Genomic DNA, 15,141 nt, shown 5'->3' with positions numbered 1-15,141 from the left:
GGTTCGGGGTGTAAACGTTGGCAAAAATCAAAACTTTGGCAAAGTTTGCCGAATGAATCCATTAATCGTAGTGACAGGTGGCACCAAAGGCATAGGCCAGGCCATTGTAGATCGGTTTGTTGCAGAGAGGTTCGACGCTGTTGTATGCGCTCGTTCTGTTGAGGATGTTACGGGTCCAAATCGGTTGCCCTTTGCCGCCGACCTGTCGACGCGCGCGGGGGTAAATGCATTGATAGACTATATCCGGTCATTAAATCGGCCCGTTGACGTATTGGTCAATAATACGGGCGTCTTTCTGCCGGGTCAGATTCAGGACGAAGCCGAGGGGACATTCGAAGCGACGATGAATACCAACGTAGCAAGCGCCTATCACCTGACTCGCGGGCTGGTGAAGGATATGATTGCCAGGCGTCAGGGGCATATTTTCATGATGTGCTCAACGGCCAGCATCACCGCGTATACCAACGGTGGCTCTTACTGTGTCTCCAAATTTGCTTTGTTGGGGATGAGCCGGGTACTTCGCGAAGAACTTAAGCCCCATGGCGTTAAAGTGACGGCTATTTTGCCCGGTGCTACGCTAACGGCCAGTTGGGAGGGCACCGATCTGCCCGACGACCGTTTTATGCAGGCCACCGATGTCGCTGCCACTGCCTGGACCGCGTACACACTGTCGAAAAGTGCCGTGGTGGAAGAAATTCTGTTACGTCCGCAACTAGGTGATATTTAGTCAGTACTATCCGATAAAAAGCAGCGGAGTTGTTTACTAACAAGGCTGACTGCTTTCTCTTTCGTATCTTGCGGCCCACTGGCCCACTTCATCTTAAGCAGCCGAGAACTAATCACTGTAAACTCTAAACTGATAGAATGTCTTCCGTTGAGTATCTGGGCATCGACGTTGGCGGTACGAACGTCAAAATGGGTATCGTTGAAGCCGACACTGGTAAAATTTCCAATTTCTACAGCCACGACACTATAAGCTGGCGGCAATCAGGTCACTTTGTTGAACGCTTCGGCGACGCCATTGCCCTTCAGTTATACGCGAACAAAAGCGTTAAGAAAGTGGGTATCGGCCTGCCGGGTATGCTGAACCGCGAACGCACCGTTCCACTGGAAATCACGGCCATCCCGGAAATCAATAATGTACCGATGGTCGATATGCTGACAAAACGCTTTCCGGGGGTTGACTTTTTTCTGGAAAATGACGCCAACGCAGCGGCACTCGGAGAGTACTACTTCGCGGAAGAAAAAATCACGGAAAACTACATTTTCATTACGCTGGGTACCGGGGTGGGCGGAGCCGCGATTATCAACAAACGAATTTTTACCGGAGGGGATGGCAATGCTATGGAACCAGGGCACATTCCGTCACGAAACGGGCGGGTTCTTGAGCGGAACATCGGCAAGAAGGAACTACTCGAACTGGCTACTCAACGACGCGCTGAGTATACCGGCGAAACGCAGCTTCCTAACGACGATAGTATTTCGACTACTGGTCTGGTAGCCGCAGCGGCCGAAGGTGATGAACTTGCGCTTCAAATCTGGAATGAGGTCGGCGAGATGCTGGGCGAAGGGTTGGCTGCGTTGATCAAAATTCTGGATATCAAGCAGGTATTGATTGGCGGAGGGCTGTCAGCGTCGTATGACTATATTTTGCCGGCCGTCCACAAAACGCTGGATTACTGGCTCAATCCATATTACAAAAACGGCCTGCTCATCAAACGCGCAACGCTTGGAAACGATGCCGGGCTGCTGGGTGCAGCGTCGCTTTGCTTTGATTAAATAGAAAAGAAGGAGGAAGGGAGAAATGAATTAATACTGGTTCTCCCTTCCTCCTTCTTTTCTTCCCTTTTCTCGCTTCTAAATCACATTCACTTCCGGGGTTATTGAAACGCCAAACTTGTCAGCAACTGATGCCTGTACCCGATGGGCAAGGTTTAAAATTTCATTGCCCGTAGCGTTTCCGTAGTTAACCAGTACCAGTGCCTGTTTGGCGTGTACACCGGCATCGCCCTCCCGGTATCCTTTCCAGCCTGCCTGTTCGATCAACCATCCAGCGGGGACCTTAACTGCTCTATCACCAACCGGATACCCAGGCATAGCCGGGAACTGCTCTTTCAGGGTTTCGTATTGTGATTTGGGGATCTCCGGATTTTTAAAGAAGCTGCCGGCATTTCCAATCTCGGCTGGGTCGGGCAGTTTACTCCGTCGAATTCTAATCACTGCGTCGCTGATTGACTTGATTGATAGACGACTTTCGTCAATGCCCATATCAGACAGGATTTCCTGAATAGCCCCGTAGCTAGTATGAAACGTTGGTTGTTTGTCGAGCCGGAACGTAACGCTGGTGATAATATACTGCCCTTTACATTCTCGCTTAAAAACGCTTTCCCGATAGCCAAAGCCACAATCGGCATGGGTAAAGGTCCGGGATTGGCCCGTAGGCACATGCACTGCGGTCAGGGAATCAAATACCTGCTCAATCTCAACGCCGTATGCACCGATGTTCTGCATTGGCGCAGCTCCAACCGTTCCTGGAATGAGCGAAAGATTTTCCAGGCCGGCGTGGTCATGATTAACGCAGTACATAACCAGTTCATGCCAGTTTACCCCGGCTCCTGCTTTAATGTATACGTGCCGATCGTCTTCTCTGACTACATCGATGCCCTGAATATTAATTTTAACAACCAGCCCGTCGAAATTATGTGTGAGTAGCAGATTGCTGCCCCCCCCTAGAATCAACCTCGGAAATCCGGTGTAATCAGTTAACTGGAGCAGCGTTTGTAAATCTTCTTCCGTATTAATTTCAACCCAGTACCGCGCGTTGGCCGCAATCCCAAATGTATTATAGGGTTTGAGCGACACGTGGCTTTGTATGTTCAGCATGTTATCGCAAGATGGAAGAACAAAATTAACCAATTTCCGGGATGAGGTATTACTCTACGGTCGTGTTTGCGTCTGGATAATTAGCTAATTTTGCCTGTTAATTATTTGGTTATGCGTTTTACTGACGGTTGGATTTACTTCTTTATAAGTCTTTTGATAGCAGGCTGTGCATCAAGCCGCCCGGCTACCAACCGCACCACATCGTCGGACTATAACGCGTACAACGATGATCTGTCAGCCACCAGGCCATCGTATGCACCGGCTACGGCCAGTCCAACAACCCGCCCGGCGGCACCTCCACCCACTAACCCCACTACCCGGCCTGAAACCCGGCGGCCTTCAAAACCGATGGAGGCTATGCACGTAAATCGCCAGTTGGATTTGGTTCTTGATACCATCGCGGCTACGAATCGCTCTGTGCGGTATGCGCCCGGCTTTCGGATTCAGGTGTATGTGGGTAACCAGCGGCAGCAGGCCGAATCGGCAAAGCTGTTGATTTATCAGAATTTTCCCGAACTTAGTGCATACCTGACCTACAACCAGCCAACATATCGACTTAAAGTCGGTGATTTCATGCGTCGCTTAGATGCCGAACGGTACTATTCATCAATTCGGCAACTGATCCCTTCGGCACAGCTACAATCCGATAAGGTAGAAATCCGAAGAAGCCTATTAATAAAATAATGAAATAAGTAACAATTTTTGGCAACTATGCTGTAGCTTTGATAAGCTTTAAGCGGTTTGTGCTCAGCCTTTTCCAATTATAAGCAACATGAAGAAAGCGTTGATTACCGGTATTACCGGCCAGGACGGTGCCTATCTGGCAGAACTTCTTTTAGAAAAAGGATATGAAGTTCATGGCATTAAGCGCCGGAGTTCGTTGTTTAATACGCAACGGATCGACCATATGTATGAAGACCCGCATGAGCGAAACGTGCGCTTCAAACTTCATTACGGAGACCTCTCAGACTCAACCAATATCATTCGTATCATTCAGGAAGTACAGCCCGACGAGATTTATAACCTGGGGGCTATGTCGCACGTACGTGTGAGCTTCGATGAGCCGGAATACACGGCACAGGTTGACGGGATTGGTACGCTTCGTATTCTGGAAGCTGTTCGGCTGCTGGGCATGACCGAAAAAACCCGGATCTATCAGGCCTCGACATCTGAACTGTATGGTGGTGTGCAGGGTCACGCGCAGTCGGAAACTACCCCATTCTATCCGCGTTCCCCGTACGCAGTTGCTAAATTGTACGGCTACTGGATTACGGTTAATTACCGCGAAGCGTATAACATGTATGCCTGCAACGGTATTCTTTTTAACCACGAATCACCGCTGCGGGGCGAAACGTTCGTTACCCGTAAGATTACCCGGGCAGTTGCACGTATCGCGCTTGGTCTTCAGGATAAGGTGTACCTTGGAAACCTTGATGCACAACGCGACTGGGGGCATGCAAAAGATTATGTCGAAGCTATGTGGCTGATTTTACAGCAAGAGCAGGCCGAGGATTTTGTGATTGCAACTGGTACTACAACCCGCATCCGCGATTTCGTTCGCATGTCATTTGCTGAGGTGGGCGTTGAACTTGAATTCAAGGGTGAAGGTGTCAACGAAACGGGGGTTGTTGTCAGCGCTTCAAATCCTGACTTCCCGGTTGCGGTTGGTAAAGAAGTTGTTTGCATTGATGAGCGATACTTCCGTCCAACTGAAGTTGATCTGCTGTTAGGCGATCCGACAAAAGCTATGACCAAGCTTGGCTGGAAGCCTAAATACGATCTGGCGGCTCTGGTAAAAGATATGATGACGGCAGATGTTGATCTGTTCCGTCGCGATCAGTTCCTGGCGCAAAGTGGTCACCAGGTGTTAAACTATTTTGAATAACCACCTGTATTAAGCTATTCAAACAATATCACTGTTCATTTAAAAACAAGGGGCCGGATCAATGATCCGGCCCTTCGCTTTTATTATGCCCTACGACAAGCCTTATACAGGAACAGCGTAGTAGTACATCCGGGAACTGTTCGGATACATGCCGATGAGCAGCAGACCTTCGCCTTCTTTTACAGCGTTCATGATGGTTTGCAGCTCTTTCGTTGACTTGATGTTCTTACCATTGGCTTTTACAATGATAAAGCCTTCTTCAATGTCGGTTTCAGCTAGTTTACCATCGTAAACCTTTTTTACCCGAACCCCACCGCTAATGCCGAGTTGCTTAGCGTCGGCTGCGCTTATATCTTCAAAATCGGCACCCAGCGCTTTGAGCGATGTGTTAGCGGCTGTTACGTCGGACTTCTTAATCACTTCACGACCGCCGTTCCGGTTACGCAGTTCAACTTTGAAGTCGCGTTCGGTACCGCCACGATTTACAGTTACAGTGATCGCATCACCCGGACGACGGCGACCGATGATTTCACGCATCTGAGCGTCAGAATCGATTGCCTGACCTTCCATTTTCACAATCACGTCACCTTTTTGCAATCCAGCGGCTTTGGCAGCACCGTTGTCGACGATGTCTTCAACGTAGATACCACGACCGACCTTAGCGTTTTTCTCTTTTGCAACCGTGCTGTTCAGTTCGATCGGAATGATGCCGAGGTAGCCACGCTGTACATTCCCATACTTCAGGATATCGGCTGTCACTTTCTTTACCAAGGATACCGGAACAGCAAAGCCATAACCACTGTAGTAGCCCGTTGCTGAGGCAATGGCGGAGTTAATACCAACCAGCTCACCCCGCAGGTTAACGAGCGCACCACCTGAGTTACCTGGGTTAATAGCTGCATCCGTCTGGATGAAGGCCTCAATCGGTGTGTCAGCTTTAGGGTTATTACGGTCTACATTCTGATTCAGGATACCGATACCACGGCCTTTTGCACTTACAATACCAGCCGTTACCGTTGATTCGAGATCGAGCGGATAACCTACTGCCAGCACCCATTCGCCCAGTTTCAGGGCGTCTGAATCACCGAGGGTAATGGACGGCAGATTGTTAGCATCAATCTTAACAACCGCCAGGTCCGTTAGAGGATCAGTACCAATAACCTTTGCTTTCAGGCTGCGCTTGTCCGTCAGAATCACTTCCACTTCATCGGCGTCCTGCACTACGTGGTTGTTGGTAACAATATAGCCATCTTTACTGATGATTACGCCTGAGCCGGAGGCCTGTCCTTGCTGACGGCGTGGACGACCGCTACCACCACCGAACTCATCGCCAAAGAAGTCCCGGAAGATATCAGGAACTTGTTGCTGACGGACGGTCCGGGTAATAGTAGTCCGGATGTGCACAACGGTGGGCGTTACCGACTCAGCCGCATAGGAAAAGTCGCCAGGGGCGCCTGCGCCATCATTGCCAGTCAAAGCCGCCAGCCGACCAGTGATGGTGGGAGCTGGAGCCGATTCGTTAAAAATTACGTCCCGCTTATTGAATCCTAAGATATTGTAAGCGGCTAACGTTACCGCGCTCGAAAGGAGGGCAATCAACGCTAAAATTTTCCAGTTGCTTTTCATGTTCAAATGGGATAATCTGATTGCTGTCTTGTGTGTTAGACGGGTAAATTACTTTCACCAATATAACAGAAAGACGTCTCTGAAAAATTCGGTATTGTATGGTGCTTAACAAATTTTAACAGGGCTTTGTTAAGCTATACAAAAAAAGTAAAAAACCCGCAGGAAATGGTCCCACGGGCCACTTTAAGTAACATTAAGAAGTAAGTTAGCCACCTATTTCAATTTGACGGGGCGGTTTCACTTTTGCTTCTTCCCGCTTAGGTATTTCGATTTTTAACACACCGTCGGCATAAGTTGCCTGAATCGAGTCAGCATTTACTGAGTTAGGTAGCATGAATGTACGCTGGAAGGAAGAATAACTAAATTCCCGACGCGTATATTTTTCGTTCTCGCTTGCCTGCTCTTCCTTTTGATTTTCCTGATAAGCCGAAATCGTCAGGTTATTGTGGCTCAGGTGAAGCTTGAAATCTTCCTTCTTTAAACCAGGCGCGGCCACCTCAATGCGAAATCCATCGTTATGTTCAACTACATTGACAGCCGGTACACTATTCATAGAGGGCATACCAGCACCGAAAAAGTCGTTCATGTCACGGCCAAAAAAGTTTTCGATCAACGACGGAAAACTGTTGTTCGAACGCATTAATGAGTTCATAGTCTTTTTGGTTTAAGATTGCTAGTAATTGAGTGTTACCTGTCCTATCTAATTACAAACCTCATACCACAAGGTACTGGTTGAATTAAACGAACATTTTGTCAGCAAATCGTTCTTAAAAGAGGTGATAATATGTCAGGTTGTCGTAAACACAGGCTAAAAGCTGTTTATCGACATATCAACTCAGACATAAATACAAGTGAGCAAACCCTAAAATTGTTCGGGATTTTATTGAAAAAAGTCTATAAAATTAATAGGAGAAAAGCTAGGTAGATTGTAGCAGTTCGAGGGCTTTCTCGGCAGCCGATTGTTCTGCTTTCTTTTTGCTATAGCCGCTGCCAGTCGCAAACGGTTCCTCATTAACCGTAACCTGAGCAATAAACTCACGATAATGGCTATTCCCTTTCTCTGAGATTATTTCAAAACGAATCTCTTTACCTTCCCGCTGAGCCCACTCAATGAGTCGGCTTTTGAAATTGGCGTTGTTCTGTACGACCAGATCAATATCGTAATGAGCAAGGAGCTTTTTGAGAATGAAGCGACGGGTAAACGGAAAGCCTTTGTCCAGGTAAACGGCGCCAACTAACGCTTCCAGCGCATCGCCGTACATAGACGTACGGGCTGGTAGGCTGCGGGTACGGCTACCATCAAATTCAATAAGCCGGTCGAGGCCGATCTTACGTGAAATGCCGTTCAGGGTTTCGCGATTGACGATCCGGGAGCGGATCTCAGTCAGGAAACCTTCATCTTTATACGGGTAGCGCTTAAACAGGTACTCCGCAATGACCATCCCCAGTACCGCATCACCCAAATACTCCAGCCGTTCGTTTGATTCGCGAAATCCTTCAATGGCTGTTGCTTTAGAAGCGGATGTATGGCGAAGCGCTAATTGATAGAGCCCAATATTAAATGGACGGGCTCCAATTATATGGCCAATAGAGCGCCTGAGATTCTTCCGCGGATCGGTGTCGCCGGAGCGGAACAAACTCAAAATAGGACTTAAAACATTGCGGGGCAAAGCGAGTTGCACAACTTAGGCGTCCAATTTCCTGAATATTACCGAAACATTGTGCCCACCAAAACCGAACGTGTTGCTCAAAGCAACATTTACTGGTCTTTGCTGAGCCGTATTAAAGGTAAAATTTAATTGCGGATTAAATTCTTCGTCGTCCGTAAAATGATTGATTGTAGGCGGAACGGTATCATGTTGCATAGCCATAAGGCAGGCAATAGCCTCAACAGCGCCCGCAGCACCTAACAGGTGACCTGTCATGGATTTAGTTGAACTGATATTCAACTTGTATGCGTGGTCGCCAAATACCTTCTCAATAGCCAACGCTTCACTAACATCGCCTAGCGGGGTTGAAGTTCCGTGTACGTTGATATAGTCTACAGCTTCAGCCGGGATTCCGGCATCATCCAGGGCATCTTTCATTACGCTGATAGCACCGGCCCCCTCCGGGTGAGGGGCTGTAATATGGTAGGCATCGGACGACATGCCGCCACCAATGAGTTCGGCGTAAATTTTGGCACCACGAGCTTTGGCGTGCTCATATTCTTCCAGAATAATAGCACCAGCCCCTTCGCCAAGTACAAAGCCGTCGCGGTCCTTATCGAATGGACGGGAAGCTGTTTCGGGTGAGTCGTTCCGTTCAGAAAGTGCCCGGAGCGCATTAAAGCCACCAATGCCAGCTTCCGTAACAGCGGCTTCAGACCCACCCGTTATGGCCAGCTTCAGGCGACCAAGGCGGATGTAGTTGAATGCATCAACCATGGCGTTGGTGGCCGATGCGCAGGCAGAGACTGTTACGTAGTTGACCCCGCGGAAACCGTAACGAATAGAAAGCAGCCCCGACGCACTGTCGGCAATCATCTTTGGAATAAAGAACGGATTGATGCGGGGGGTACCGTCGCCACGAGCGTAGTTTTTGACCTCATCTTCAAATGTCTTGAGGCCCCCAATACCCGACCCCCAGATAACACCGGCTCGGTCGAGGTCAATTGATTCGAGATTCAGCCCGGCATCTTTAACGGCTTCGTCGGCTACGACAATGGCGTATTGCGCGAAGGGGTCCATCTTGCGGGCTTCCTGACGGGGAATAAATTCATTGACATCCAAGCCCTTAACTTCACAAGCAAACTGCGTGCGGAATTTTGAGGCATCGAACTTCGTGATAGGACCGGCACCACTCACACCGGCGGCTAAATTGGTCCAATAGGTAGATACGTTATTACCGATCGGTGTCAGGGCACCGAGGCCTGTCACTACTACTCGTTTGAATGTCATACAGATGAACTGCGGGGTAATAAAAGAAGGGAAGCGATAAACGCTTAGGCGTTGCTGTTACTTGCCGGCGTTTTCTTCCAGATAGGTAATTGCCTGACCTACCGTACCAATGTTTTCGGCCTGATCGTCGGGAATAGAAATGTTAAACTCTTTTTCAAACTCCATGATGAGTTCAACGGTGTCCAGTGAGTCGGCGCCCAGGTCGTTTGTGAAGCTGGCCTCCGGAGTAACCTCTGACTCTTCTACACCCAGTTTCTCAACAATGATGTTTTTGACCTTTTGTGCAATTTCTGACATTTTAGTAGCCCTTTGTAGTTAAAAAACTGCGCAAAGAAACGGATTTCCCATTGTATTGTCAAACAATTTTTTGAGAGCCGTATCGTTGCAGTAATTGATTTTTTGACACGTAAATCAAAGAAAGACAGGAGGTTATGAATGAATCGTAGACTTCTCTATTTAGGTCAATAGAATCACTATAAGAAGTCATTTGGCCTGGTAGATTAGAAGAATTGCCCAGGCTGTTGTATTCATTGGGACGTAGCAAGCCTTTAACAGGGGCTCAACCAGGCGTTTCAAAGGCAGGGCATATGAGGAACACAATCCCGAAAAATCACAAACTTTTGAGGTTTGCTCCCAGATACTGGCGTCTTCATCACATCCATTTTAACGCCGGCTGGCGATGTGTTTGTTTTGACCTGTCAATCAGGTAGCTCTGCTGCTGAACAGTAACCAACAACATACTTCGCCATGAAAACGAGAACAATCAAACGTATCTGGGCACTATTCTTAATTACTTTGGCTTTCACAGCCTGCACCAACAACGACATCAGGCCTGCTAAAGCCTTACTTGCTTATACTTCGGCCCGCCCTGATTCCTTAGTGGAGCCGAGTCAGGCTGTTGAAGGTTTTGAACAACCTACCGGCCAACCAGCTAAGCCCACCAACGCTAAACCTGCCAAAGGAAAGCACCAACCGGCTTCGGCTGAGGGGGTGGCACCGGATAGGCTGTCGCGGCCTGCTGATGCTACGGCCCTTTGATGAGGGAAGTTTTGGACGTACGTTACGTATCTGCCATCCTGATGGGCTTCGAAAGCATCTGGTTATTGCGCCGGTGATATTCGCTGACGGTTAGCGAAGAGGATTGTAAAAACAATCAGATTACACATAAGTATGAAAACGAAGATTAGCCGAGCCCATTCGGCATTGCTTTGTGGAATCAGTACAGCTTTTGCCTTTTTAGGTTTGGCTTTTGCTGGTGCGGGTATGCAGCCAGAAGAAGCCATTGTAGTTGGGTTGTTTTTCATACTGATACTTACAGCGATAGTGCCTATCTTATACCAGAAATAATTCTATCTGAACAGCAATCCATATGCCTGCCACCCTCCGTTGTATTGCTATTGACGACGAGCCGATTGCACTGGATGTAATCAATGCGCACGCTGGTAAAGTGCCGTTCTTATACTTACGGCGGACGTTTGTTAATGCGATCGAAGCGCTTGCCTATCTGAAAACAGAGCCGGTTGAGTTGATCTTTCTCGACATCAATATGCCCGACTTGACGGGGCTGGATTTTGCGCAGGTAGTCGGTAACAAATCGCTGGTAATCTTCACGACGGCCTATCCTGAATACGCTTTGCAGGGATTTGAACTAAGTGCGCTGGATTATTTGCTTAAGCCGGTTGCATTTGGTCGGTTCCTGCAGGCGGCCAACAAAGCCTTCGAACGGCTGGCCGGTTCCGACAAAAAGTCGCCCTACGTATTTGTTAAGGATGGTTATGACTGGGTACGTATCAATCTGGACGAATTGCTCTACGTGGAGTCGGAAGGAAACTACCTAACGTTTCAGGAGATCGGCAAGAAAACTCTGACACGTATGACCATCGGCGAAGCGGTTGATATGCTGCCCGCCGATGAATTCATGCGTATTCATAAATCCTATATCGTTGCTCTGAACCGGATTGAAAAGATTGAGCGGCACCAGTTAACCATTGGGAAGGTACAGGTACCGCTCAGCGGAAGCTACCGCGATGAGTTACTCGAACGGGTGAAGTAACTCCCCTGAATTACTTCACATTGTCCAGATTGAAGTGCAGGCCCCGGTTGTCGCGCCGGGACATGGCCGCTTTAATAACCAGGTAAGCGACCTCAATCATATTCCGGAGTTCGCAGATACGTACTGATACTTTCGATTGCCGGTACAACTCCTCGTGCTCCAGGTATAACAGCTCCAGACGATCCATTGCTCGCTTTAACCGACGATTTGAGCGTACAATACCAACGTAGTTGGACATAATAGCCTCCAGCTCGCGTTGGATTTCCGTCACCAGAATCAGTTCTTCGGGGTGGGTAGTACCGGCGTCGTTCCAATCCGGAATGGTTTCCGGGATCATAACCTGTTCTAACTGATCGAGGGTCTTCAGGAACGCTCTATGCCCGAATACAACGGCTTCGAGCAAGGAGTTAGAAGCCAGCCGGTTGGCCCCGTGTAGCCCCGTGCAGGCACACTCGCCTACAGCGTAGAGGTAATTGATGTTAGTTTGCCCCCACTCGTTGACCCGGATACCTCCGCACATATAATGCTGGGCTGGCACAACCGGGATGTAATCTTTTCTCAAGTCAAGCCCATAAGTATCGCGGCAATAGGCTGTGATGTTGGGAAAGTGTTCGACAAACCGTTCGTAGTTCACATGCGTTACATCAATGTACACGTGCGGATCGCCGGTCTTCTTCATCTCGGAATCGATGGCACGGGCCACAATGTCGCGGGGAGCGAGCGACAGCCGAGGGTCGTAGTGCTCCATGAACGTTTCGCCCTTCATGTTTTTCAACACGCCCCCAAAGCCCCGCACAGCCTCCGAAATCAGAAAGTTCGGTTTCTTGTCGGGTTCGTATAACGCCGTAGGGTGGAACTGGATGAATTCCATGTCTTTGCAGATACCTTTGGCGCGGTAGGCCATGGCAATACCATCGCCGGTAGCAATGCTGGGATTCGTCGTGTTCTGATATACGTTACCAATCCCGCCGGTTGCCAGCAGTGTGGTCTTGGCCAGAAATTTCTCCACCTGGCCAGTCTGCGTGTTCAGGACATAAGCGCCAAAGCACTTGTTGTCGGTATCGTAGCGGTGAACCGTTTCGCCGAGGTGGTGGCGGGTAATCAGTTCAACGGCATAATAGTGAGTAAAAATCTCGATTGATTTCAGCGAGCGGGCTTTTTCCAGTAAAGCCCGCTCGATCTCCGCGCCGGTAATGTCTTTGAAATGCAGAATCCGATAATCGGAATGGCCGCCCTCCTTAGCCAGATCATAGCCGTTGCCGTTGTGTTCCTTGTCGAATCGGGTGCCGTAGCTAATCAGCTCACGAATACGATCCGGTGCTTCACGTACCACAGTTTCAACGATGTGCCGGTCGCTGAGATAGTCGCCGGCAACCATCGTGTCTTCAATGTGCTTCTCAAACGAATCCTCTTCCGACCAAACGGCCGCAATGCCGCCCTGAGCGTATTTAGTATTGGTTTCGTCGGCCTGCACTTTCGTGATAACGGCGATCCGGACCGGTTGCTGTTGTTCCTCGAAATGCATCGCCAGTTTGGTGGCGTAGCTCAGTCCGGCAATTCCGGAGCCGATGACTAGGAAATCATATTGGTGGGGCATTGCTTGTTACTTTGGTTGGGCGGGTTTTATTCGAAGTTGGTCATTGCTTAGCACCGAAAAGCAATCAAGAAGCTCATTTCCTCTTGTTTCGATGAATTCGCAAACCCGTCTCGACTTTTCCGCATTATCTAACTTCAATAAACGAACCAGCAAAATTCCGCAATAGAGGCATACGTAATTGATGGACAAGCTCACCAAAATCTTTATCTTCAGTGAGCAGGAGCGCATTCTTGTCCACGGCAATTTACAGGACCTGCGTATCGGCAATGCTGGGAAATGTCTCAGCAATGGCAATTACTGAAAAACCTTTGGCCCTTAATGCTTTACCTGTACTGAAATCAAAGGTTTCGTCAGCCACCAAAACCAACTCATCCGGCCTGGGCATACACAACCTCGTTCTTCACGGTTTCTGATGCAAATAAAAGACAAGCGTACAATGCTGCTTCGCTAACCCGTGGGTATGCTTCCAGTAGTTGGGATATAGTCTGACCGTTGCCAAAAGCATGCAGTTATAGAGTTTTTCCCGTGTGTTCATCTTCATGTATAAAGACCGGCGTTTTTGAGCCGATCCTTTAGTTCTTTGTCTGAAATAGTTGCGGCTTCGCTTTTGTCATATATAGACAGCAAGAAAACGGTTTCCTGTACAATTTTGACGCAGGTGATGACTCTGGCTCCGCCACTTTTCCCTTTCTTCTTTGCCTTAATAGCCAGCCTGACCTTGTAACAATCCTTCCCCAATGGTTCGCCTTGTTGAGGTGTTTGCTCAAGAGATGAGATCAATTTAGCCAGGTCTGCTTTGAACGAATTATAGCGCTTATGTAACTGCTTAGCATATTTGGCTGCGTCGTCAGTTACCACCACCTTATAACTCATTGAGCAACTCGTCTGCTGATCTAAGCTTGATTTCGCCCCGCAAATGAGCATTCATTTGATCTACACTTCGTTCCAGGCCTTCCAGTATCTCTTGCTTCTTCCGCTGTTTAGGTTGTTCGTCAATTACTGCAGCTTTGATCTTCATTCGCTTCATTAACTGAGTGACAAACTGGAGCTCCTCCTGGTTTTTGGGGTGCACTATGATCGTTTGCATAGATTTCCATTTATAAGCTCTTACTCATCTCCAGCATCCGCAACACCGAGGCTTCAGCCTTCACCCGCACGTCTTCCGGCACCAGAATCTCCGGCTGTTCGTACAACATGCAGTTGTATAGCTTTTCCAGCGTGTTCATCTTCATGTATGGACACTCCGAGCAGGCACACGTATTGTTCTGGCTGGCCGGAGCGGGAATAATTTTCTTATGAGGAGCGGCCTGACGCATCTTGTGTAGAATACCCGCTTCGGTCCCTACGATAAACGTTTGCTCTGGGCTGTCGACTACGTATTTCAGCAGGGCCGTTGTTGACCCAACGTAGTCGGCATGGACCAGAATGTGCTCCTGACATTCGGGGTGGGCAATGAATTTAGCCTCCGGGTATTTTTGACGTAACGCCTGGAGTTTCTCTAACGAAATATCGATGTGAACGATGCAGGCGCCATCCCACAACACCATGTCGCGGCCAGTTTTATTGATGATAAAGCGACCCAGGTTCGCGTCGGGCGCGAAGATAATCTTCTGATCCTTGGGCAGGCTCTCCACGATCTTCAAGGCGTTCGACGACGTAACGATGATGTCGGAGAGGGCTTTTATGTCGGCCGAGCAGTTGATATACGACAACACAATATGGTCGGGGTACTGCGCTTTGAAGGCCGCGAATTTATCGGCAGGGGCCGAGTCGGCCAGTGAGCACCCGGCATTCAGATCCGGAATGACTACTTTCTTGTCCGGCGACAAAATTTTGGCCGTCTCGCCCATAAAATGAACACCGCAGAACACGATCATTTCGGCGTCGGTGCTGGCGGCCTGCTGCGAAAGGCCCAGGCTGTCGCCGATGTAGTCGGCCAGGTCCTGAATAGCACCATCTACGTAGTAATGAGCCAGAATGACCGCATTCTTTTCTTTTCTGAGCCGGTTAATCTCGGCCACTAAATCTATATTGTCGGCTACGGGTTCGTTTACATAACCCACGCGCTTTACTTCTTCCAGGAGTGCTTCCATGTAGTCGGCAGTTTGTAACAACTAAACAATCAGAGGCCAAAAAATGTCTCAACCGGCGAATTTGC

18 protein-coding genes are annotated in these 15,141 nt (G+C 48.8%); 7 read left to right on the top strand and 11 right to left on the bottom strand.

Annotation, left to right across the window (positions count from 1 at the left end; genetic code table 11):
• The first annotated feature begins 52 nt into the window (after positions 1–52).
• Complete coding sequence (locus BN8_RS26370; RefSeq protein WP_040006885.1) at positions 53–727, top strand: SDR family oxidoreductase; 675 nt, start codon at positions 53–55, stop codon at positions 725–727.
• 137 nt (positions 728–864) lie between these two features.
• Complete coding sequence (locus BN8_RS26365; protein ID WP_009285006.1) at positions 865–1,779, top strand: ROK family protein; 915 nt, start codon at positions 865–867, stop codon at positions 1,777–1,779.
• Positions 1,780–1,857: 78 nt separating this feature from the next.
• On the opposite strand, the gene murB is transcribed toward BN8_RS26365, so the two are convergent.
• On the bottom strand, positions 1,858–2,883 hold the full coding sequence (murB, locus tag BN8_RS26360; RefSeq protein WP_009285005.1) for a UDP-N-acetylmuramate dehydrogenase: 1,026 nt from the start codon (positions 2,881–2,883) through the stop codon (positions 1,858–1,860).
• Between the two features lie 111 nt (positions 2,884–2,994).
• Here murB and BN8_RS33710 point away from each other — a divergent pair, with 111 nt between their 5' ends.
• Together BN8_RS33710 and gmd are read left to right on the top strand one after the other, a co-directional pair.
• A complete protein-coding gene (locus BN8_RS33710; RefSeq protein WP_009285004.1) occupies positions 2,995–3,567 on the top strand; it encodes an SPOR domain-containing protein in 573 nt (190 codons plus the stop codon).
• A gap of 88 nt (positions 3,568–3,655) precedes the next feature.
• A complete protein-coding gene (gene gmd, locus BN8_RS26350; protein ID WP_009285003.1) occupies positions 3,656–4,768 on the top strand; it encodes a GDP-mannose 4,6-dehydratase in 1,113 nt (370 codons plus the stop codon).
• 102 nt (positions 4,769–4,870) lie between these two features.
• On the opposite strand, the gene BN8_RS26345 is transcribed toward gmd, so the two are convergent.
• From BN8_RS26345 to BN8_RS26325, 5 genes are all read right to left on the bottom strand, one after another.
• Entirely contained in the window at positions 4,871–6,394 is a 1,524-nt protein-coding gene (locus BN8_RS26345) for a Do family serine endopeptidase (protein WP_009285002.1), read from the bottom strand.
• Positions 6,395–6,599: 205 nt separating this feature from the next.
• The gene (locus tag BN8_RS26340; RefSeq protein WP_009285001.1) at positions 6,600–7,046 is read right to left on the bottom strand and encodes an Hsp20/alpha crystallin family protein; all 447 of its coding nucleotides are present in this window, start codon (positions 7,044–7,046) and stop codon (positions 6,600–6,602) included.
• 265 nt (positions 7,047–7,311) lie between these two features.
• Entirely contained in the window at positions 7,312–8,076 is a 765-nt protein-coding gene (gene rnc / locus BN8_RS26335) for a ribonuclease III (protein WP_009285000.1), read from the bottom strand.
• Between the two features lie 3 nt (positions 8,077–8,079).
• On the bottom strand, positions 8,080–9,333 hold the full coding sequence (gene fabF / locus BN8_RS26330) for a beta-ketoacyl-ACP synthase II (RefSeq protein WP_009284999.1): 1,254 nt from the start codon (positions 9,331–9,333) through the stop codon (positions 8,080–8,082).
• A 57-nt stretch (positions 9,334–9,390) separates the two neighbouring features.
• Positions 9,391–9,630 (bottom strand): acyl carrier protein, encoded by a 240-nt coding sequence (locus BN8_RS26325; RefSeq protein WP_009284998.1) that lies wholly within the window; start codon positions 9,628–9,630, stop codon positions 9,391–9,393.
• A 450-nt stretch (positions 9,631–10,080) separates the two neighbouring features.
• Here BN8_RS26325 and BN8_RS26320 point away from each other — a divergent pair, with 450 nt between their 5' ends.
• The 3 genes from BN8_RS26320 to BN8_RS26315 all read left to right on the top strand — a co-directional run bounded on the left by BN8_RS26320 (position 10,081) and on the right by BN8_RS26315 (position 11,386).
• On the top strand, positions 10,081–10,371 hold the full coding sequence (locus BN8_RS26320) for a hypothetical protein (RefSeq protein WP_009284997.1): 291 nt from the start codon (positions 10,081–10,083) through the stop codon (positions 10,369–10,371).
• A gap of 132 nt (positions 10,372–10,503) precedes the next feature.
• Entirely contained in the window at positions 10,504–10,680 is a 177-nt protein-coding gene (locus BN8_RS33435; protein ID WP_009284996.1) for a hypothetical protein, read from the top strand.
• Between the two features lie 22 nt (positions 10,681–10,702).
• Positions 10,703–11,386, top strand: a complete 684-nt coding sequence (locus BN8_RS26315) for a LytR/AlgR family response regulator transcription factor (protein WP_009284995.1) — start codon at positions 10,703–10,705, stop codon at positions 11,384–11,386.
• Between the two features lie 10 nt (positions 11,387–11,396).
• Here BN8_RS26315 and nadB read toward each other — a convergent pair whose 3' ends face one another.
• The 5 genes from nadB to nadA all read right to left on the bottom strand — a co-directional run bounded on the left by nadB (position 11,397) and on the right by nadA (position 15,076).
• Complete coding sequence (gene nadB, locus BN8_RS26310; RefSeq protein WP_009284994.1) at positions 11,397–12,983, bottom strand: L-aspartate oxidase; 1,587 nt, start codon at positions 12,981–12,983, stop codon at positions 11,397–11,399.
• Positions 12,984–13,351: 368 nt separating this feature from the next.
• The gene (locus BN8_RS32625; RefSeq protein WP_083882544.1) at positions 13,352–13,492 is read right to left on the bottom strand and encodes a DUF433 domain-containing protein; all 141 of its coding nucleotides are present in this window, start codon (positions 13,490–13,492) and stop codon (positions 13,352–13,354) included.
• A gap of 28 nt (positions 13,493–13,520) precedes the next feature.
• Positions 13,521–13,856, bottom strand: coding sequence for a type II toxin-antitoxin system RelE/ParE family toxin (locus BN8_RS26305; RefSeq protein WP_040006541.1), 336 nt, complete (start codon positions 13,854–13,856; stop codon positions 13,521–13,523).
• Positions 13,846–14,070 carry a DUF2683 family protein gene (locus BN8_RS26300; RefSeq protein ID WP_040006540.1) on the bottom strand — a complete coding sequence of 75 codons (225 nt, stop codon included), beginning with the start codon at positions 14,068–14,070 and terminating at the stop codon, positions 13,846–13,848. Before BN8_RS26300 ends, BN8_RS26305 begins: the two co-directional genes overlap by 11 nt.
• 10 nt (positions 14,071–14,080) lie before the next feature.
• Positions 14,081–15,076 (bottom strand): quinolinate synthase NadA, encoded by a 996-nt coding sequence (gene nadA / locus BN8_RS26295; RefSeq protein WP_009284991.1) that lies wholly within the window; start codon positions 15,074–15,076, stop codon positions 14,081–14,083.
• Positions 15,077–15,141: the final 65 nt, after the last annotated feature.

Source organism: Fibrisoma limi BUZ 3 (assembly GCF_000296815.2).
Taxonomy (GTDB): Bacteria; Bacteroidota; Bacteroidia; order Cytophagales; family Spirosomataceae; genus Fibrisoma; species Fibrisoma limi.
Note: the sequence above shows the minus strand (reverse complement) of the source record. Positions and strands in the feature narration are given on the sequence as shown.